General features: G+C 67.4%; 15 protein-coding genes. 9 read left to right on the top strand and 6 right to left on the bottom strand.

The features are described from left to right. Window positions 1-35 precede the first annotated feature (35 nt). Entirely contained in the window at window positions 36-1,649 is a 1,614-nt protein-coding gene (locus SOM28_RS24730; protein ID WP_320469762.1) for a serine hydrolase, read from the bottom strand. Next, the gene (locus SOM28_RS24725; RefSeq protein WP_123071593.1) at window positions 1,646-3,502 is read right to left on the bottom strand and encodes a M1 family metallopeptidase; all 1,857 of its coding nucleotides are present in this window, start codon (window positions 3,500-3,502) and stop codon (window positions 1,646-1,648) included. The genes SOM28_RS24730 and SOM28_RS24725 overlap by 4 nt, the downstream gene beginning before the upstream one ends. A gap of 184 nt (window positions 3,503-3,686) precedes the next feature. On the opposite strand from SOM28_RS24725, the gene SOM28_RS24720 reads away from it, so the two are divergent. After that, a complete protein-coding gene (locus tag SOM28_RS24720; RefSeq protein WP_320469761.1) occupies window positions 3,687-4,262 on the top strand; it encodes a TMEM165/GDT1 family protein in 576 nt (191 codons plus the stop codon). Here the strand turns inward: SOM28_RS24720 and SOM28_RS24715 are convergent. Further along, entirely contained in the window at window positions 4,259-5,869 is a 1,611-nt protein-coding gene (locus SOM28_RS24715; protein WP_320469760.1) for a CehA/McbA family metallohydrolase, read from the bottom strand. The two genes, SOM28_RS24720 and SOM28_RS24715, sit on opposite strands and share 4 nt — an antisense overlap. Window positions 5,870-6,007: 138 nt before the next feature. On the opposite strand from SOM28_RS24715, the gene SOM28_RS24710 reads away from it, so the two are divergent. The 5 genes from SOM28_RS24710 to SOM28_RS24690 all read left to right on the top strand — a co-directional run bounded on the left by SOM28_RS24710 (window position 6,008) and on the right by SOM28_RS24690 (window position 12,584). After that, window positions 6,008-6,910, top strand: a complete 903-nt coding sequence (locus SOM28_RS24710; RefSeq protein WP_320469759.1) for a LysR family transcriptional regulator — start codon at window positions 6,008-6,010, stop codon at window positions 6,908-6,910. A 56-nt stretch (window positions 6,911-6,966) separates the two neighbouring features. Further along, window positions 6,967-7,377, top strand: a complete 411-nt coding sequence (locus tag SOM28_RS24705; protein WP_320469758.1) for a RidA family protein — start codon at window positions 6,967-6,969, stop codon at window positions 7,375-7,377. Window positions 7,378-7,510: 133 nt separating this feature from the next. Beyond that, on the top strand, window positions 7,511-9,850 hold the full coding sequence (locus tag SOM28_RS24700) for a GH92 family glycosyl hydrolase (protein ID WP_320469757.1): 2,340 nt from the start codon (window positions 7,511-7,513) through the stop codon (window positions 9,848-9,850). Window positions 9,851-9,866: 16 nt separating this feature from the next. Next, window positions 9,867-10,850 (top strand): LacI family DNA-binding transcriptional regulator, encoded by a 984-nt coding sequence (locus SOM28_RS24695; RefSeq protein ID WP_320469756.1) that lies wholly within the window; start codon window positions 9,867-9,869, stop codon window positions 10,848-10,850. 93 nt (window positions 10,851-10,943) lie between these two features. Next, a complete protein-coding gene (locus SOM28_RS24690; RefSeq protein ID WP_320469755.1) occupies window positions 10,944-12,584 on the top strand; it encodes a nuclease-related domain-containing DEAD/DEAH box helicase in 1,641 nt (546 codons plus the stop codon). A gap of 169 nt (window positions 12,585-12,753) precedes the next feature. Here SOM28_RS24690 and SOM28_RS24685 read toward each other — a convergent pair whose 3' ends face one another. Both SOM28_RS24685 and SOM28_RS24680 read right to left on the bottom strand, forming a co-directional pair. Then, the gene (locus tag SOM28_RS24685) at window positions 12,754-13,761 is read right to left on the bottom strand and encodes a helix-turn-helix transcriptional regulator (protein ID WP_320469754.1); all 1,008 of its coding nucleotides are present in this window, start codon (window positions 13,759-13,761) and stop codon (window positions 12,754-12,756) included. After that, window positions 13,761-14,174: a hypothetical protein gene (locus SOM28_RS24680; protein ID WP_320469753.1), complete on the bottom strand. Its 414-nt coding sequence runs from the start codon at window positions 14,172-14,174 to the stop codon at window positions 13,761-13,763. The genes SOM28_RS24685 and SOM28_RS24680 overlap by 1 nt, the downstream gene beginning before the upstream one ends. Window positions 14,175-14,383: 209 nt before the next feature. Between SOM28_RS24680 and SOM28_RS24675 the strand changes: the two genes are divergently transcribed. The 3 genes from SOM28_RS24675 to SOM28_RS24665 all read left to right on the top strand — a co-directional run bounded on the left by SOM28_RS24675 (window position 14,384) and on the right by SOM28_RS24665 (window position 18,599). Further along, window positions 14,384-14,905, top strand: coding sequence for a hypothetical protein (locus SOM28_RS24675; RefSeq protein WP_320469752.1), 522 nt, complete (start codon window positions 14,384-14,386; stop codon window positions 14,903-14,905). A 65-nt stretch (window positions 14,906-14,970) separates the two neighbouring features. After that, a complete protein-coding gene (locus tag SOM28_RS24670) occupies window positions 14,971-17,076 on the top strand; it encodes an AAA family ATPase (RefSeq protein ID WP_320469751.1) in 2,106 nt (701 codons plus the stop codon). 38 nt (window positions 17,077-17,114) lie between these two features. Beyond that, window positions 17,115-18,599, top strand: a complete 1,485-nt coding sequence (locus SOM28_RS24665; protein ID WP_320469750.1) for a DUF2779 domain-containing protein — start codon at window positions 17,115-17,117, stop codon at window positions 18,597-18,599. A 1-nt stretch (window position 18,600) separates the two neighbouring features. On the opposite strand, the gene SOM28_RS24660 is transcribed toward SOM28_RS24665, so the two are convergent. Next, on the bottom strand, window positions 18,601-19,470 hold the full coding sequence (locus tag SOM28_RS24660; RefSeq protein WP_320469749.1) for an outer envelope protein: 870 nt from the start codon (window positions 19,468-19,470) through the stop codon (window positions 18,601-18,603). Window position 19,471: the final 1 nt, after the last annotated feature.

Below are 19,471 nucleotides of genomic sequence, written 5' to 3'. Positions count from 1 at the left end.
AACGCCCGCGAACATGCGGGCGTTTTTCGTTGGTCTTACTTCGCCTTTTTCACGGGCGTGAACAGCAAGTCCTGGAAGTCGTAGCTGAAGTCCGTCTCGGTCGACACCGGCTTCATCCGCATCCGCTCGATCGAACCGTCATGGTCCAGCGAGAAGGTCGCGTAGGCGTCGGCGTTGAAGTTGCGCTCCTTCCAGCGCACGATGAAGGTATCGTGCTGGAAGTGCTCCATCTCGCCGGTCAGGTCGGGAGTGCGCGAGAACGTCATCACCAGCTTGCTGCCCTGGCGCTTGACGATCGCCTTGCCATACCAGGCGTCCTCGTACTCGCCTTCGTAGTCCCACAGCGCCAGCGACGGCTTCGAGGCCTTGGCGCGGCTGGCGGTCTCGGTTTTTACGCGCGCAGCTTCCTTCTGGCTCGCTTCTTCGGCAACGTCGGCGATGCGGCCGATCCAGTCGGTCGGCGCCACGCCCAGGTACTGGTCCAGCAGGCGGTATTGCAGCGCATTGAGCGACGGGCCACTTTCAGCATTGGTGAAGATCGCGATGCCCAGCTTCGCTTCCGGCACCAGCAGCACGCGCGAATAGAAGCCCTGCAGCGCACCGCCGTGCATCGCCACCAGCTTGCCCTGGTAGTCGCGCAGCTGGAAGCCCAGGCCATAGGCGAAGAAGTTCGGCTTGGTTGCCGCCAGCGGTGGACGCGGTTCGTTGATCTTCATCGGCGTCTGCGCGGTCCACATCTCGCGCGCCTGTTTCTCGGACCACAGGCGCACTTCCTTGCCGCCCGCAGCCTGCGGGATGCGGCCCTGGTCGAGCAGCACGTTCATCCAGCGCGCGATGTCCTCGGCATTGGTGTTGATGCCCACCGCGCCAATGGCGTTCGCCACCGGCATCGGTTTCACCACCGCCGCCTTGCCATCGATCTTGCTGTGCGGCGCCGACACGTTCATGCCCGGCTTGTGCTGGTCCAGGCTGGTGGTGGTGGCCCCCATGCCGACCGGATCGAGGATCCACTCGCGCATGGTCGTGCCCCAATCCTTGCCGGACTTCTGGGCGATGATCTTGCCGGCCACGATGTACAGCAGGTTGTCGTAGGCGTAGCTGTTGCGGAAGCTCGTCGCCGGCTTGATGTAGCGAAGATTGTGGATGATCTCGTCGGTGCTGAAGGTGGTGGTCGGCCACCACATCAGGTCACCGGCGCCCAGTCCCAGGCCGCTGCGGTGGGTGAGCAGGTCGCGCACCGTCATCTCGGCCGTCACGTAAGAATCGTACATGCGGAAGTCCGGCAGGTGCTTGATGACCGGATCGTCCCATTCCAGCTTGCCCTGGTCGACCAGCATCGCCAGCCCCGCCGCCGTGAAGGCCTTGGAGTTGGATGCGATCTCGAAGATGGTCTTGCCGTCGACCGGCGTCGGGTCGCCAAGTTTACGCACGCCGAAGCCCTGGGTGACGACGACCTTGCCGTCCTTGACCACCGCGATGGCGATGCCGGGGACATCGAAGGTTTTCAGGACGCGGTTGATGTCGGCTTCGAGGTTATACGCTGGCGCCGCGGCGCTGGCCGTTGGCGCGGCGGCGGTTTGCGCCACTGCGGCGCCGATGCTGCAGAGCGCAAGCACTGCGACACCGGCGAGTCGATTCATGATCATCATTGCTTGCCCATCGCCTTGTCGACGCTCGATTGCGTCTCTGGGTGGTAACGCTCGCGCGCCTTCTTGTAGATGCCTTCGGCCCAGGCGCGGTCTTCCGGTTTCTCGCGCAGCGCGGCGTACAGTGGCACCACGAACTTCTGGCGGCCCACGCTCATCAGGAACGCTTCGAGCTGCGGACGCACGGCGCGGTAGCCGGCGTGCACCGAGGCGCGGTAGAAGCGGAACGCGACTTCGTTGTTCTTCGTGTTGGCCAGGTCATAGACGCGGTCCAGCTCTGCGAGCTTGTTCGCATCGGCCTTGTTGTCGATATCGTTCAGGAACTTCATCCACTCGGCGGCGTTCCAGTCCTTGGCCTTCAGCTGCTCGGTCGACACCGATCCTTTGACCCAACCGTCGATCGAGGCGTTCAGCTGCGCCAGGCGCTGCGACACGGCCTGCTTCCCGCTCTGCGGGATGCCGGGACCGTAGATCCACTCGTCCAGCTCGGCCTCGCTCATGATTTTCGGATTCTTGGCCAGCAGGTTCTTGCGCAGGTAATCCAGGAACTGGTCGTTGGTCACGCTCTGGAAGGCGTGGCCGTCGAACCAGCCGCGCAGGAAGGTGTCGAAGGCGGCGCGGCCGGCGCGCTGCTCGAGCGTGTGCAGGAACCAGGCGCCCTTCGGATAGGCCAGCGAGGTATCAGGATAGTACTCGGCCGAGGTGTCCGGCTGGCGCGAGACCAGCGCCTGCTTGGCGGGCGGCAGGTCCTTCAGCATCTCCAGCGCCTCTTCCTGCTCCAGCTGCAGGTTCATGAGGGCGACTTCCTTGCCGTAGATCTCCTCCAGGATGCGGGTCGTGACGTAGGTGGTGAAACCCTCGTTGAGCCACCAGTGCTTCCACGATGAGTTGGTCACCAGGTTGCCCGACCAGCTGTGCGCCAGTTCGTGGGCGATCAGGTCGACCAGGCTGCGGTCGCCCGCGATCATGGTCGGGGTCAGGAAGGTCAGGCGCGGGTTCTCCATGCCGCCGATCGGGAACGATGGCGGCAGGACCAGCATGTCGTAACGCCCCCAGCGATACGGGCCGTACAGCTTCTCGGCCGCTTCGACCATCTTCTCGGTGTCGGCCAGCTCGTATTCGGCGGCCTTGATGCGCTGCGGCTCGGCGTAGACGCCGGTGCGTCCGCCCAGTGTGGCGGCTTCGAGCTCGCCGATGCCGATCGCCAGCAGGTAGGAGGGAATCGGCTGCGGCATATTGAACTTCCAACCGCCCTTGCCGGTAGCCTTCATGTCGTTATCGGCGCTCATCACCACGCGCAGGCCTTGCGGCGCCTCGATGCGCGCGCTGTAGGTGAAGCGCACCGCCGGCGTGTCCTGGATCGGCACCCAGGAGCGGGCGTTGATCGCCTGCGACTGGCTGAACATGAACGGGTACTTGCCGGACATCGTCTGCACCGGTTGCAGCCATTGCAGCGCGGTGGCGGTCGGCGCGGTGCGGTAGTGGATGCGCACCTTCTTCTGCTGGCCCGGCAGCTTGACGTGCAGCGGCTGGCCCTTCTCTTCGTCGAACTTGCCGAGCGAGTAGTCGGCCTTGCGCCATGCGCCTTTCGCATCCTGCGCCTCGATCTTCGAGATCGTCAGCTCGCGCGTGTCCAGGTCGAGCGTAGTCGCCTTCTTGTCCAGCCAGTCGAGGGTCAGCTCGGCGTAGCCATCCAGGCTTTTCTTCGCGAAATCGGCCTTCAGGTCCAGGTGCAGGGCCGTGGTCTTGACCTGGTCGTACTTGGCGTAGCTGAGGGGATCGAGGGCGAAGGCGTAGGCGCTCCAGGCGCTCAGGAAGGCGGCGGTACTCGCGCGCAGCAGGGTGCTTTGGTTCATGGTCTCTCGCAGGGGAAGGTGTGCCCGGCAGGCCGGGGGCGGGTGCAGGATAGCATGCACGCCTGGGCAGCGAAAGCGGGCCGGCGCCGGCATCACGCCCGATAAATACGCGTGCGGACCGGCGAAAACGGGACAGGCTCTGCTATGATCGCGGCCTTCCTCCTGCTGTGTAAACACCCGACTGATGGACGCCTTTCTCGTCTCGACCGGCATCGTGGGCCTCGCCGAGATCGGCGACAAGACCCAGTTGCTGGCCTTCCTGCTCGCCGCGCGCTTTCGCCGCCCCCTGCCGATCGTGCTGGGCATCTTCGTCGCGACGGTGGCCAACCACGCCTTCGCCGCCGCCGTCGGCGCGCTGGTCAGCCAGCTGCTGGGCGCCGGCGTGACGCGCTGGGTGCTGGGGCTGTCCTTCCTCGCGATGGCGGCGTGGACGATGATCCCGGACGAGATCGACGAAGAGGAAGCGCAGCTGGCGAAATACGGCGTGTTCCTGACCACCCTGATCGCCTTTTTTGTTGCCGAGATGGGCGACAAGACGCAGGTCGCCACCGTGGCGCTGGCCGCGCGCTATGAATCGATGGCGGCGATCGTGGCCGGCACCACCTTCGGCATGATGCTGGCCAACGTGCCGGCCGTGTACTTCGGCGAACGCATCGCGAACCGCGTGCCGCTCAGGCTCGTGCATGGCATCGCGGCGCTGATCTTCGCGGTGCTCGGCATCGCCACCCTGCTGGGGATGGGCGAAGGCCTGGGCTTCTAATCTTCCTGCATGACCCACACCGGCGCCGACCACAGCACGTTGCCGTCGTCCTGGGTCACCTTCGCATAATAGAAGTGCGCCCCCGGGCTCGGGGTGAAGCTGGTCTCGGCCTGGTCCGACATCTGCGTGACCGTGCCCTTGCGGCCCGGGACGCCTTCCATGATCGCAACCGAAGCCGCCTTTTTGCCGGTTGAGCTGGCAAAGTTCGCCACCAGCGCGAGCGGCCCGCGATTGGTAAAGCGCTCGCCCATCAGGCGGCCGTTCGCGGTCAGGACCAGCTGCGAATCCTTGTCCATCGTCGCGAACACGCGGCGCGCCTTGAGCGCCTCGACGAACGATGCGCGGTTCAGCGCCGTGCCGTTCGGGAGCAGCACGCCGGTGCGGTTGGTGAACGACGCGCCCCAGTTGGCGCAATGGTTGTCCTGGTTGGTGCTGAAGGCCAGGCGATAGCCCGCCTCCAGCAGCCGGTTGCAGGCGCCTTCGAAATTGCTGCGGCGGGTCTCGGTCTCGCTGACGTTGGTCGAGAAGGCGGTGCTGTTCATCACTTCGCACAAGGCCATCGCTTCGCCGCCGTCCTCGGTATAGGCGAGCGGCACGCCATCGACCTGGAACTGGCCCGAATGCGCCGGATGGTTGAACTGCCCTACCCAGCCGCGCTCGCGCATCAGCGTGTACAGGGCCGCGTAGTCGCCGCGCGGCGTGCGCGTGTCGGCCATCAGCTCGCCTTTGGCATTGGTCTCCCAGCCCAGCAGCTCGTCGCTGTTGAAGATGTTGATATGGCCGCCGTTGCTGATGACGCCCCATTCCAGGCCATACACTGCGAGGAAGTCCGGGTTCTTTTTGGAGAAGCCGGCTGCGCTTTCCAGGCCGGCGCGGTACAGGGCCCTGGCGGCGGCGGGGTCGGCATCCGGCGCGCTGCCCTCCGAGCCGTCGTACATGTGGTTGTGTTCCGAGGCGACCAGGATGTCGAGGCCGCGGCCGCGCGCATAGGCGAAGGCGTGGTCCGGGCCGTGCGGCGCCTTCAGGGGCGATTGCGCGCCCTTGCACTCGGCGATGTCGGCGCCGCCGTCGCTGTGGTTGGTCTGGCTGTGCAGGTTGCCGAGATAGACCGTGTAGGGCAGCGCGCCCGGCGCGGCGACGGCCGCCGGCTCGAAGGCGCGCGGCAGCGGCGAAAATGCCGGCATGGCAGGCAGCAGCGGCGCACCGACCGCGATCTCCCAATCCTGCTCGATTTCCTCATGCGCATCGCCGCGCACGGTCGCGCGCAGCCGGACGCGGTAGATGCCGCTCGGCGCGGGAGACAATCCCAGGCGGCCGGACCAGGGTACGGCGACCGTCATTTCATCGCCGGTGAACGGCGCCGCGCCGTGCCAGCGCAGGGCCACGCGGCCGTCGGGGCGCATCAGTTCCACCCGCCAGTCGACCGTGTCCGTGCGCGCCAAGCCGGGATAGGCGAACTGCAGGGTGAAAGTCCGACCCGGGGCCGCGCCGGCCTGGAACGGCGCGAGCAGGGTGGCTTCGAATTCCTGGTGTTCTGCGGGGGCGGCTTGCGCCAGGCTGCAGCACAGCGACAGGGCCAGAAGTGGGGGCAGGAGCGAGGTTTTCATGATGCAATTTTTACAATTTCATGCCTCAGCCATATTGATCAGCCTCCCGCAAAAATTGTCATTTCGTCCACTAGCTTTGATGAATTTCAACCATGACAACTTGCAACGCGCGGGATAGCCGTTTATGTTGGCAGCCTCATGATCGACAAGCTCGAACTCACCCACCTGCGCACGCTCGACGCCCTGAACCGCTTCGACACCATCTCGGCTGCGGCCGAGCACCTGGACGTCTCGCAACAGGCAGTCAGCCTGCAGCTCAAGAAGATCCGCACCATCCTGGGCGACCAGCTGTTCGTGCGCACCGGCCAGGGCATGGCGCCGACGCCCTATGCGAAGCTGATCGCGCCCCACATCGGCCAGGTGCTGGCCCAGCTGAACGGGATTCCACTGCCCTTCGAGGTCCGGCCCGAACACGCCGAACGCACGCTGGTCATCTCGGGCACCGACTACACCCAGAAGGTGATCGTGGCCGACCTGGTGCGCGTGCTGCGGCGCGAGGCGCCGAAGGTGAAGGTGGCGGTGGTCGACATCGAGGTCAGCGCCCTCACCCGCAAGCTGCACCAGGGCGACATCGACCTGATTTTCACGGTGGACGGTTACGTCGCGCCGGGCCTGGTGACGCGACCGCTGTTTCTAGAGCAGTACCGCTGCGTCACGGGCAACCGCGCCCTGGCCGGCGGCGGCGTCATGCCGCTCGAGAAGCTGGTGGAGCACGACTTCATCATCACCAACCCGGGCATGGCCAGTTTCACGGGATCGGCCGACGGCTGGTTCGCGCGCCAGGGATTGCAGCGGCGGGTGGCGGCGTCGGCGCCGTCCTTCTTCATGGCGCTGGAATACCTGAAGGGATCGGACCTGGTCGCCTTCATGCCATCGCGCCTGCTGCCCTGCGAGGGAGTATTCGAGATCGCGTTGCCCAAGTACCCGCCCGGCTACCAGGTCGTGGCCGCCCACCATCCGAATACGCAAAACGATGCTTTCATCACCTGGGTGCTGGAGCGGGTCGGATCCGGCCTTGTATCCGCTACAAGCCGCGCTTGATTGCGGCGGCGGGTGCGCATGCCTAAGCTGGCGCCTTTCAACGCAAAGGAACCCGCATGAGCATCGAACGCATCAATCCCCCTGCACTGTACGACGGCGCCCCGCATGGCCTGTCCCACGCGACCATCGACCATGACACCGGCCTGGTATTCGTGTCGGGCCAGGTCGACTGGGATCGTGAGTACAAGGTCAGGCACACCACCCTGGCCGAGCAGACCGAAGGCGCGGCGCGCAACCTGATCGCGGTGCTGGAGGCCGCCGGATCCTCGGTCGAGCAGATCCTGCAACTGCGCGTCTACGTGCGCGGCGAGATCGGCGAGCACCTGGAGACCGTGGCGCCGATCCTGGTGCGTCACCTCGGCCTGCCGCGCCCGGCCCTGACCGGCATCGGGGTGGCCTCGCTGGCCTCGCCCGACACCCTGGTCGAAATCGAGGCGGTGGCCAAGCGCCGCGCGCAAAATGTTTAGTAAACCGGCTAAACAGATGGGTTGAAACACGGTAAGGATTGCCCGGAAACCAGTCTCCACATATAAGTTGCATTTGGGTATAGTGCAACTAAAACAGGCGGCGCCTATCGCTGCCGCCACGCGTGGAGACTTCATGACGGCCAGACTCAATTTCGGACAACTCTCGATCGCCGTGGGTGCGGCATTTCTGTTTAGTGCGGCCCCCGCCCTGGCAGCCCCGCCGGGCAGCCCGGCCGAAGCCGTGGACGTCTTCATCGGCACCGGCGGCGACGGCCACACCTTCCCCGGCGCCAGCCGCCCCTTCGGCATGGTGCAGCTCAGCCCCGACACCCAGCACCGCCACTTCCGCCAGAGCTATCCCTGGGCCTCGGGCTACAACTACACCGACAGCTCGATCCTCGGTTTCTCGCACACCCACTTCTCGGGCAGCGGCCACTCCGACCTGGGCGACGTGCTGCTGATGCCCTACAGTGGCGAGACCAAGCTGGAGCCGGGCTATCCGGAGCGTCCGTTCTCGGGCTATCGTTCGCGCTTCTCGCACGACCAGGAAAAGGCCGAACCGGGCTACTACGCCGTGCGCCTGAAGGACCATGAAGTCGACGTCGAGCTGACCGCCAGCGAGCGCGTGGGCCTGCACCGTTATAAATTCAAGGCCGGCGAGCCGGCCAAGGTGCTGCTCGACCTGCGCACCAGCATCTACAACTACGACGAGAAGAACCTGTGGGCGCGCCTGCGCGTGCGCAACAGCACCACCATCACCGGCATGCGCGAGACGCGCGGCTGGGCGCCCGGCCGCCAGGTGCACTTCGCGATCCAGTTCTCGCGCCCGATCGATACCCGCCAGCTCCTGAACCGCGAAGAAGCGATCCCCTACCGCGGCTTCGCCCCGCCGGGTAAGACGCCTGGAGACAAGGCGCTGGTCGAAGGCAAGCAGCTGATGGCCGACTTCAACTTCGGCGTACCGAACGACGGCACGCTGCTGGTCAAGGTCGCCCTGTCGGCGGTGAGCGAAGACAATGCGATCGCCAACCTGGCCGAGATGCCGGGCTGGGATTTCGACCAGGAGCGCGAGCGCGCCGGCAAGGCCTGGAACGACGCGCTGGGCGCGGTGAAGGTCGAGGCCGAGGGCCCGATGCGCACCAAGTTCTACACCGCCCTGTACCACACCATGTTGGCACCGTCGCTGTTCATGGACATCGACGGCAGCTACCGCGGCCCGGACAACCAGGTGCACAAGGCGAAGAACTTCCGCTTCCACTCGACCTTCTCGCTGTGGGACACCTACCGCGCGCTGCATCCGCTGCTCACCATCGTCGCGCCCGAGCAGCGCAACGCCGACTTCGTCAACTCGCTGATCGCCTCGCAGCAGCACAGCCCCTACGGCATCCTGCCGGTATGGCAGTTCCACGGCCTGGAAACCTGGTGCATGATCGGCTACCACGCGGTGCCCGTGATCGCCGACGCCTATATGAAGGGCATCCGCGGCTTCGATGCCGACAAGGCCCTGGCCGCGATGACGGCCAGCGCCGAATACGGTCCCTACGGCGGCCTGGAGCACTATATGAAGCTGGGCTACGTGCCGATCGACCTCGAGAAAGAGGCCGCATCGAAGACCGTCGAATACGCCTTCGACGACTGGACCATCGCGCGCATGGCCGAGAAGATGGGCAAGAAGGACATCGCGGCGCGCTACTACAAGCGCGCCCAGAACTACCGCAACGTGTTCGACAAGGAGACCGGCTTCATCCGCGCCCGCAAGTCCACCGGCGAATTCCGCACCCCGTTCAATCCGGAGCTGTCGAACTTCGGCAGCGATTACACCGAGGGCAGCGCCTGGCAGTATTCCTGGTATATGCCGCACGATAACGCCGGCCTGATCTCCCTGCTGGGCGGCGACACCAAGCTGGTGGAGAAGATCGACCAGGTGTTCGACGCCAAGGTCGACGAGACCGTGTACGCCCACATGGAAGACATCTCGGGCCTGATCGGCCACTACGCCCACGGCAACGAGCCTTCGCACCACGTGGCCTACCTGTACAACTACGCCGGCGCGCCATGGCGCACCCAGGAGCGCCTGGCCAACATCATGGCCAGCCAGTACAGCGACAAGCCGGACGGCCTGTCGGGCAACGACGACCTGGGCCAGATGTCGGCCTGGTACGCCTTCACCGCGCTCGGCTTCTATCCGGTGGCGCCGGGCAGCAACGAGTACGTGATCGGCCGCCCATTCCTGGACAAGGCGACCCTGAACCTGCCGAACGGGAAGCGCTTCACGGTGCGCGCCGATAATCTCTCGAGCGGCAACGGCTACGTCGGCCGCGTGACCCTGAATGGCAAGCCCTTGACGCGCACTTTCATCCGCCACGAGGACATCATGGCCGGCGGCGAACTGGTGTTCACCATGCAGGCCACGCCGAACAAGGACTGGGGCAAGGAACAGAACGCCCGCCCCTACACCCAGACCAGGTACTGACGAAGGAAAGCGCGCCATGGCCGTCACGATCCGCGACATCGCCCGCGCCACGGGCTACTCGATCGGCACGGTCTCGCGCGCGCTGAAGAACCAGGACGGCCTGACCGACAGGACGCGCGAACGCATCTGCGCCGTGGCGCGCGAGATGGGCTACGACTTCGCCAAGCTGCGCGAAGGCGACGTGCGCCGCATCGCGTTTTTGCTGCACCGCCAGCACAACACGCAGTCGGCCAGCCCGTTCTACCTGCCGGTGCTTCATGGCGCCGAGGATGCCTGCCGCAAGCGCGGCATCGCGCTCTCGTTCGTGGTGGTGGGCCCGGCCGAGCCGGTGCTCGACCTGGTGCGCCTGCACCAGCCCGACGCCCTGCTGTGCGCCGGCTTCTTCGAGCCGGAACTCGTGGCGGCGCTGCGCGACACCGGCAAACCAATGGTGCTGCTCGACATGCGCCTGCCCGGCTACCGCTCGGTCAATCCCGACCACGCGCTGGGCGGCTACCTGGCCACGCGCCACCTGATCCGGCAGGGCCGGCGCCGCATCGCCATGCTCACCGGCCCGCTGGCCCACCACAGCATCCTCGAGCGCTACCGCGGCTTTCGCAAGGCCTTGTTCGAGGCGCGCATGCTGGCCGATCCCGACCTCGAAGTCCAGTTGCCCAGCATCGGCAACAGCCTCGATAACGTGCGCCAGGCGGTCGACGCCCTGCTGGCGCGCCAGCCTCGGCCCGATGCGCTGTTCTGCTACAACGACAGCACGGCCCTCGCCGCCATGCGCCACTGCCTGGAGCGCGGCCTGAAGATCCCGCACGACATCGCGATCGTCGGCTTCGACGACATCAGCGCCGCCTCCAGCGCGATCCCGCCGCTGTCCAGCGTCCAGATCGACAAGGACTTGCTGGGGCGGATGGGCGTCGAATCGCTGCTGGAGAAAGCGGACGGCGCCAGCCTGGAGCAGACGCTCGCGGTCCAGCTGGTGGTGCGCGAGAGCAGCAACGACGACTGACCTTCCATTCCGGCCGCGGCAAAAAAGCGACAAGCCATGGTGTCATCCGGCTGCTTGCTCGATAATGGGCGACTCCTGAAGATTGCTCCCGCCATGGCCACCCTGTCTCCCCACCTGCTCCCGCCACTGCGCACCGACGCCGGACGCTACCGCGAACTCGAGGTCCTCGAGCGCCTGCGCGACCACCTGCCCGACGGCTTCGAAGTCTTCCACAGCGTGGCGCTGCACACGCTCCATCATGGACGCGACCGCTACGGCGAGATCGATATCGTGGTGCTGGCGCCGAACGGCAACCTGCTGCTGATGGAAGTGAAGGCCGGCGACGTCGTGCTGCGCGAAGGCGGCATCTACAAGCTGTACGGCAAGCGTGAATGCGACGTGGCGCGCCAGACCACGGTGCAGCGCGGCGCCATGCAGAACCGCCTGCAGCAGGCCGGCATCCATCCAGAACTCATCAGCTGCCTGGTCCTGCCCGACTATGCGCTGGGCGACGGCCAGGTCTCGGCGATCCCGCGCGAGCGCATCATCGACGCCCACGGCTACGACCGCATGGTCAGCGCGGTGCGCGACTGGCTGGCGCCGACCCCGCGCGAAGTCGACCGCGAGGCGCTGCGGCGCCTGCTGCTCAACCAGTTCCAGGTGATGCCGGCACTGGACGTGCTGCGCGACCAGTTGCAAGGCACGGTGCGCCGGCTGGCGGACGGCCTGGCGACGTGGGTGCCACGGGTCGAGGCGGCGTCCGGCATTGTGCGGGTGCAGGCCACGGCCGGCTCGGGCAAGACCCAGCTGGCCCTGCAGCTGCTGGAAGATGCGCGCGCCGCGCGCCAGGACGCGCTCTACGTCTGCTACAACCGCAGTCTGGCCGACCATGTGCGCAGCCTGGCGCCGCCGTCGTGCGAGATCGTCAACTACCACGAGCTGTGCGTCGAGCATTACCGCGACCGCCACGGCGAACCCGCATTCTCGCCCGAAGGCTTCGAGCGCATGGCCCAAGCCTACCTGGACGACAGCGCCGGCTTCAAGGCGCGCTTCGACCTGCTAGTGATCGACGAAGCCCAGGATTTCAGCGCCGAATGGGTGGCCAGCCTGTGCGGCCAGCTGCGCGAAGGCGGCCGCCTGTACGTGCTGGAAGACGAGGCCCAGCGCATTTACGGCAAGGAGGGCTTCGATCTGGACCAGGCGGTCATGATCCGCTGCAGCGACAACTTCCGCAGCCCGCGCATCCTGTGCGACATGATCAATGCGCTGGACCTGGTGCGCCCACCGGTGCGCAGCATGAATCCCTACGCCGGCGAGGTGCCTGGCATCCGCAGCTATGCGTCCGGCGAAGAACTGCTGGCGCAGACCGGGGCGGCGGTGGCGGCGCTGCTGGCGCGCGGCTTTGCGCTGGACGATATCGCGGTGGTGTGCGGCCGCGGGCGGGGCGGCTCGCAGCTGCTGAACCGCGCCACGATCGGGCCCTGGCTGACGCGCCGCTTTACCGGCGAATACGACCGCGATGGCGTGCAGCGCTGGAGCGAGGGCGAGCTGCTGGTGGAATCGGTGTACCGCTACAAGGGCCAGAGCGCGCCCGCAGTGGTGGTGACCGAATTCGACGTCGAGGTCCTCGACGACAAGGCGCGGCGCATGCTGTTCGTCGCCCTCACCCGGGCGCAGATGGCGGTCGAGCTGGTGCTGTCGCCCGAAGCCGAGCGCTGCCTGTATGCGGCGCTGCGGGACGCGGCAGGCGGCTAGCGCCGGTGCGCGGGCCTGCAGGTTCATATCCGTAACGTCGACACGTCATACCCGCGGCCTCGACACGTCATTCCCGCGAAGGCGGGAATCCAAGTAAGCGCGATCAGCCACCATCCTCAAGCGAGCGGCTGCGCACAGGGCTTGGATTCCCGCCTACGCGGGAATGACGTCAGGCATAGGCCTGCGCCATCTTTGCCGCGGTCTGCGCCATCTCCTGGCGCAGACCGGCCGGTTCCTCGACCACCACGCCGTCGCCGAAGCCCAGCAGCCACCACACCAGCGAACGCGTATGCGGCACGGTGGCCGTGAGCAGCAGGTGACCGTCGCCATGCGCGGTAAGTTCCTGCCCGGTGCTGAGCGGCGTTTCATACAGGTGCTCGCCGGCCGCGCGCGTAAACACGGCGCGCAGGCGCAGCGGCTCGCCGGCGATCACGCCGAACTGGCCCGAGGCGATGTAGGCGTCGAGGTCGAAGCCTTCCTTCTTGCGCGCATCCTCGTAGCGCGCCTCGGCCGCCACGACGCGGTGCAGCGCGATGGTGCGCACGTCCTCGTAGTCGCCGAACATGCAGGCCAGGTAGACGATACCGCCGCGCTGGACGATCGCCAGCGGGTGCACCGCCTCGTAGACGGTGGGCTCGAGGGCGTCGCGCTTGCGGTAGTGCAGCGTGAGCTGGCGGTCTTCCATCAGGGCCAGGTACACGGTGCGCTGGCAGTCGTGGTCCAGGCGCGGCGCGATCAGCGGTTGCTGCGGCGGCACGCTGCGCACCTTGCGCAGCCAGGCCTTGGACGGCGCCGGATCGTCGTCGGTCGACAGGGTGCGCGCGGCCGATGCGAAATACGGCTGCAGCGCTTCGGCGGTGCTGGGCGGCAGATGGTGGCGCAAGTGCTGCTCGACCAGGGTCATGGTGAGCGCCTCGGGCACGGTCAGGCCGGGCAGGTCGAAGCGCTGGGCGCCGCGCAGCCAGCTCCACTTGAAGGGCTTCTCGGCGTCGTCGCACACCAGCGGGAACACCTCGGACAAGGCATTCAGGTCGCGCTCGACGGTGCGCTTGGTGACCGGGAATTCGAGCGCATCCAGGCGCTTGCACAATTCGCCGGCCTCGATCGACAGCGGCGCGCGCGGCACCAACTGCAGCATATGCCATTGGCGCAGGAGGGCTTGCTGGTTGCTTGCCATCAGAATTCCTCCGCCCGGCGCTGCCAGTATCCAGGCTCGTCGTGTTCCGCGTTTTCCATCGCCAGTTCGAGCGGCATTGCGTAGAAGCGCACGCCGGCATGGCGCATGCTGCCGTCGGGCAGCTCGAGATAATCGCGCAGCACCTGGTAGGCCGGCAGCGCCTCGTCCCACGGCAGGTCGAGGTACACCTGGCCGCGCCAGGACGCCATCACCGACGGATTGGCCAGCGGACCGCAGGGCCGCCACGGAACGCCGTTGGCGTCCAGCCAGGCCAGCACCTGGGCGCGCATCGGGTCTTCTTCATGGTGGTAGGCGCGCCGTTCGGCGGCGGCTTGCGGATGGAATTCGAGGTAGAGCGCGGCGCGCCCCTTCTGGCGCGCGATGGCGTCGATGTGTTCGATCAGTGCAGGCATGGTGGCTTTCGCCGCGCCGACGTGGCGCGTTCAAGATGTGATACTAGCAAACAAATTACCCTTGGGAAATTAAAGACCGGCCGGACAGACGCAGATTGGCATGCGCCTGCGACAGCTTGCGTCGCGCCATGCCCGCTGCTGGCTGCGACACATCCTGTCGCCAGGGCCTCCTATGCTGTGTTCCGTCTTTCACAGCCGACAAGGAATCAATGACCGACCTGCGCTGGTATCTCCCGCTCGAACAGTGCCGCAGCCTCGACGCCATCCGCCGCCAGTGGCAGCCCCTCCTCGAGCGGGCCGCCAGCCTGCCTGGCCAGGACCCGGTCCGCCACCACGATGCGCTGCTGGCCTTCATCGGCATGTCGGCGCTGTCCCCGCACCTGAAGCTGGCGGCGCTGCTGGCCTGCGTCGACAGCCGCGACTTCGATCTGCGCCTGGCCCTCGGGGCGCTCGACGACCAGGTGAGCGCCAGCCGCGCGCCGTGGCCCGGTTCGGTGCAGGATGCGGTGGCCGGCAACGGGCCGGCGATGCAGGTGGCCAGCCGCCGCGACTGGCTCGGCGCCTTCGTGGTCGGCCGCCTGGCCGGCCTGCGCGACGCCATGGCCCAGGACGGGGCCGGGGTCGCGCCGTGGAAGGGCGCATTCCGCAAGCGCTACGCCGAGATGGCGCAGCGGCGCGGCCTGCCGGCGCCGCCCCTGGGCGCCGCGCCGCGGCTCACCCGCGTCAAGTAGTCCGCGACGCAAACCGTCGCACCCCTGCCGCACAATGACGTCACCCCATCACCAGGAGAGCCAATTTGACCGTACGCCGCCGCCGTTCCCGTTCCGTCCCCCAAGACCTCGCCCCGGCCGTCAGCCTGTGGGTCCTGCGCATCATGATGCCGCTCGGCGGCCACCGCGACCTGGTCGGGTCGATGTGCTTTTCCAACGACCACCTGGCGCGCGCGCTGGGACTGGGAGACTGGATCGACGACGACGAACGCGGCTTCGATGCGGCAATGGTGCGCGCGCGCCTGCGCGAGCTGCACCGCGAGGCCGAGCGCGAGGCCGGGCGTGACGCCGAGCGCAAGGTGCCCGCGATCCTGCACGCTAACGTGGCGCGCCTGGCGGCCCTGGTCGGGATGTCCTCCACCGAATGCCGCATCCTCGAATTCGCCACCATGCTGCATCACGAGCGCATCCTCGACGACGCCGCCGAGATGCTGGGCAACCTGTCGGCGGCGAAGATCGTCGACGTGTTGTCCACGCTGCTCGAGCTGCAGCCCGACGCGGTGCGCGCCGCGCTGGGCGCCGGCGGCGTGCTGGCGCGCTCGGGCCTGCTCACCGTCGACCGCGCCATCAACGGCTCGCTGCGCAGCAAGCTCGATCTGCTGTCGAACCGCTTCGCCGACTCGGTCGTCGGCCTCGACGCCGATCCGATCTCGCTGCTGCGCGACACGGTGGCGCCGAGCGCGCCGGCGCGCCTGACGCTGGACGACTTTCCCCACCTGGAACAGGAACTGGCCATCCTGCGCCCCTACCTGGCGCGCACCGTGGCCCGGGACGGCGTGCACCAGGGCGTGAACGTGTTCGTCTACGGCGCGCCCGGCACCGGCAAGAGTGAGCTGGCGCGCGCACTGGCGGCGGAGCTGGGCTGCGAGCTGTTCGAAGTGGCCAGCGAAGACGAGGACGGCGACCCGGTCGGCGGCGAACGCCGGCTGCGCGCCTACCGCGCCGCCCAGAGCTTCTTCGACCGCCGCCGCGCGCTGCTGTTGTTCGACGAGGTCGAGGACGTGTTCGCCGACGACGGCATATTCGGGCAGCGCAGCACCGCCCAGCGGCGCAAGGCATGGATCAACCGCACGCTGGAACAAAACCAGGTGCCGACCCTGTGGCTGTCGAACTCGATCGCCGGCATCGACCCGGCCTTCCTGCGCCGCTTCGACGTGCTGGTCGAAGTGCAGGTGCCGCCGCGCGCCCAGCGCGAACGCATCCTGCAGGCCGCCTGCGGCGACCTGGTCGATCCGCCGACCCTGGCGCGCATGGCACAGGTGGAGACGCTGGCCCCGGCCGTGGTCGACCGCGTGGCCTCCGTGGTGCGCACGATCCGCGACCAGTTCGACGCGCGCGGCGCCGCGCGCGCCGTCGCCTGGCTCGCCAACCGCTCGCTCGAGGCGCAAGGCCATGCGGGCCTGGATGCCGGCGCCGCCAGCCGGCTGCCGTCCGACTACGACCCGGCCATCCTGAACGCCGACACCGCGCTGGCGGCGCTGCTGCCCGGCCTGCAGCATGCCCGCTCGGGGCGCATCTGCCTGTACGGCCCGCCCGGCACCGGCAAGAGCGCCTTCGGACGCTGGCTGTCCGAACAGCTCGAGATGCCGCTGATGCTGCGCAGCGCCTCGGAACTGATGTCGAAATATGTCGGCGAGAGCGAAAAGGCGATCGCCCAGGCCTTCCGCCAGGCCGAGCGCGAAGGCGCGCTCCTGATGATCGACGAAGTCGACAGCTTCCTGCGCGACCGCGAAGGCGCGCGCGCCTCGTGGGAAGTCACGCGCGTAAACGAGATGCTGACCCGGATGGAAGCCTTCGGCGGCGTGTTCATCGCCTCGACCAACCTGATGGACGACATCGACCCGGCCGCGCTGCGCCGCTTCGACCTCAAGCTGCGCTTCGGCTACCTGCGCCCGGAACAGGCGCTGCTGATGCTGGAACGCCAGTGCGCCGCACTCGGCCTGGCGCCGCCCGGCGCATCCGAGGCTGCGCGCGTGAAAGGCCAGGCGCAGCTGACCCCGGGCGACTTCGCCGCCCTGGCGCGGCGCCACCGCTTCGCCCCCTTTGCCGGTTGCGCGCAACTGGTGGCGGCGCTCGAGCAGGAGTGCGCGGGGAAGCGCGGCCGCCAGGCATCGATCGGCTTCCTGGCCTGAACCCGCGATGCCATAATCACCGTTCAGAAGGAGAAACGATGCGACGTCTTTCGAAATCCAGGCTGATGGCCTATCGCCAGTGCGAGCGTCGCCTGTGGCTCGAGCTGCACCGCCCCGCGCTACGCGCGGACAATGCGGCGAGCATGGCGGCCTTCGCCGCCGGTCACCAGGTCGGCGACCTGGCGCGCAGCCTGTACGACCCGCACGGCACGGGCGCCCTGCTCGATCCGCACACCGAAGGCTTCGATGCGGCGCTGGCGCGCAGCCTGGCGCTGCTCGATTCCGGCCGGCCGATCTTCGAGGCCGGCTTCGCCGCCGGCGGCGCCATGGCCTTCGCGGACATCCTGCTTCCCGTATCGGGCCAGGGGCCGCGCCGCTGGCGCATGGTCGAGGTCAAGTCCTCGACCTCGGTCAAGGACTACCACCGCGACGACGCCGCGATCCAGGCGCGGGTGGCGCTGGACGCCGGAGTGGCCTTGGAAGGCATTGCGCTGGCCCACATCGACAGCAGTTGGGTCTATCCGGGAGGCGGCGACTATCGCGGCCTGCTGGTCGAGCAAGACCTGACCCAGGAAGCCTTCGGCCGCGGGCACGAAGTCGCGGCCTGGGTGGCCGGCGCGCGCGCCGTGGCCGCCTCGATCGACGAACCCGACGTCAAGCCCGGCAAGCATTGCGCCAGTCCCTTCGACTGCGGCTTCGTCGCCCATTGCGCCAGCGGCATGCCGCAAGCCGAGTTTCCGGTCGCCTGGCTGCCGCAGCTGCGCAGCAAGGCGGCCAGGCAATGCGTGGACGATGGCGCGCTCGATATGCGCGATATCCCGGATGCGCTGCTGAACGACAGGCAGCTGCGCGTGAAGCAGCACACCATGTCGGGACAGGCCTACTTCGATGCCGCCGGCGCCGCCGCCGACCTGGCGCCGCATCCGCTGCCGGGGTATTTCCTCGACTTCGAGACCATCGCCTTCGCGGTGCCGGTCTGGCCAGGCACGCGGCCGTTCCAGATGATCCCGTTCCAGTTCAGCGTGCACCGGCTGGATCGCGAGGGCGAGCTCGAACACGCCGCCTTCCTCGACATCTCGGGCGACGATCCGTCGCACGCTTTCGCGATCAGGCTGATCGAGGCCTGCGGCGAGCACGGCCCCGTGTTCGTGTATAACGCCGGCTTCGAGAAGTCGCGCATCAAGGAACTGGCCGAGCGCTTACCACCCCTCCACGATGCACTGCTGGCGATCAATGCGCGCGTGGTCGACCTGCTGCCGGTGGCGCGCGAGCGCTACTACCACCCGTCGCAAGAGGGCAGCTGGAGCATCAAGAAGGTGCTGCCGGCGGTCGCGCCCGACCTGCGCTACGACGACCTGGACGGCGTGCAGGACGGCGGCGCCGCGATGCAGGCCTACCTGGAGGCGATCGCGGCCGGCACGGCGCCGGCGCGCAAGCGCGCGATCGAGACGCAGTTGCTCGCTTACTGCGAACTCGATACCTTGGCCATGGTGCGGCTGTGGCGCTACTTCAGCGGAACATAGCTCAGAAGTGATACTCGGCGCGGATCATCGGCGTGCTGGCGCGCTGTCCGCGCCCGCCGGTGGTTGCCCGCGTATTGCCGAACTTGTTGTTCCATAACTGGTATTCGACGCCGACACGGAAGCGGTTCTTCTTCTGGCCGAAGTGCGCGCCGGCGTCGTACATCAGCTGCATGTCGATATTCGTTTCGGCGCCGGTCGGGTTGCCGGTTTCGTCCAGTCCCTTCTCGGCGATGAAGTTGGCATAGCCCTCGAAGGCCCAGCGTTCGTTCAGCGGAATACCCCAGCTGACGTTGAGCATCGGGTGGTTCTCGTATTTGTAGCGCCCGCGCACGTCGGAGATCGGGGCGAAGGCGCCGCTCGGCGCATTGCTTTCGCGGATCAGGAGTATGCTGGTGCTGAGGAAACCCGGCACGTCCCACATCAGGGTCGGCCCGAGCACCAGCATGCGCTTGCGCGAGTTGTAGCCGACGTCGCGCTTGGTGTTGACGTCGAAGCCGGCGGTGAGCCCGATGCCCTTCACCTTCCCGAAGCGCAGCTCGCGTCCGCTCAGCGCACCGATGTCGAGCGTGTGGCGGTACAGCAGATAGGCTTCCTCGGCGCCGGCACTGCCGCCGAGCGAGCGCGGATCGTTGCGGTCCGACTTGAGCCAGTCGAGGTTGAAGTAGTTGCTGCCGTACTTGTAGCCGCTGGCGTGGGTCAGCGCGAGGACGTGCTTGTCGATGTGGTCCGGATTGAAGGGCTCGGCGAAGCGGCTGCCGTAACGCCAACTGACGGCGGTATCGCTCCAGTCGAGCGCCTGCGCGGGACCGGCCGCGAATCCCGCGGCCAGCAGGCAGGCGCCGCAGCCGAAGGCGCGGGTGACGATGTTCATG

It is taken from the genome of Massilia sp. CFBP9026 (genome assembly GCF_034045165.1).
Lineage (GTDB): Bacteria > Pseudomonadota > Gammaproteobacteria > Burkholderiales > Burkholderiaceae_D > Telluria > Telluria arenae.
The sequence above is the reverse complement of the archived record's forward strand: the minus strand, read 5'-3'. Positions and strand labels throughout refer to the sequence as shown.

Coding starts and splice junctions, on each gene's coding strand:
- SOM28_RS24730 (WP_320469762.1), bottom strand. CDS start 1,649: ATGATGATCATGAATCGACTCGCCGGTGTCGCAGTGCTTGCGCTCTGC.
- SOM28_RS24725 (WP_123071593.1), bottom strand. CDS start 3,502: ATGAACCAAAGCACCCTGCTGCGCGCGAGTACCGCCGCCTTCCTGAGC.
- SOM28_RS24720 (WP_320469761.1), top strand. CDS start 3,687: ATGGACGCCTTTCTCGTCTCGACCGGCATCGTGGGCCTCGCCGAGATC.
- SOM28_RS24715 (WP_320469760.1), bottom strand. CDS start 5,869: ATGAAAACCTCGCTCCTGCCCCCACTTCTGGCCCTGTCGCTGTGCTGC.
- SOM28_RS24710 (WP_320469759.1), top strand. CDS start 6,008: ATGATCGACAAGCTCGAACTCACCCACCTGCGCACGCTCGACGCCCTG.
- SOM28_RS24705 (WP_320469758.1), top strand. CDS start 6,967: ATGAGCATCGAACGCATCAATCCCCCTGCACTGTACGACGGCGCCCCG.
- SOM28_RS24700 (WP_320469757.1), top strand. CDS start 7,511: ATGACGGCCAGACTCAATTTCGGACAACTCTCGATCGCCGTGGGTGCG.
- SOM28_RS24695 (WP_320469756.1), top strand. CDS start 9,867: ATGGCCGTCACGATCCGCGACATCGCCCGCGCCACGGGCTACTCGATC.
- SOM28_RS24690 (WP_320469755.1), top strand. CDS start 10,944: ATGGCCACCCTGTCTCCCCACCTGCTCCCGCCACTGCGCACCGACGCC.
- SOM28_RS24685 (WP_320469754.1), bottom strand. CDS start 13,761: ATGGCAAGCAACCAGCAAGCCCTCCTGCGCCAATGGCATATGCTGCAG.
- SOM28_RS24680 (WP_320469753.1), bottom strand. CDS start 14,174: ATGCCTGCACTGATCGAACACATCGACGCCATCGCGCGCCAGAAGGGG.
- SOM28_RS24675 (WP_320469752.1), top strand. CDS start 14,384: ATGACCGACCTGCGCTGGTATCTCCCGCTCGAACAGTGCCGCAGCCTC.
- SOM28_RS24665 (WP_320469750.1), top strand. CDS start 17,115: ATGCGACGTCTTTCGAAATCCAGGCTGATGGCCTATCGCCAGTGCGAG.
- SOM28_RS24660 (WP_320469749.1), bottom strand. CDS start 19,470: ATGAACATCGTCACCCGCGCCTTCGGCTGCGGCGCCTGCCTGCTGGCC.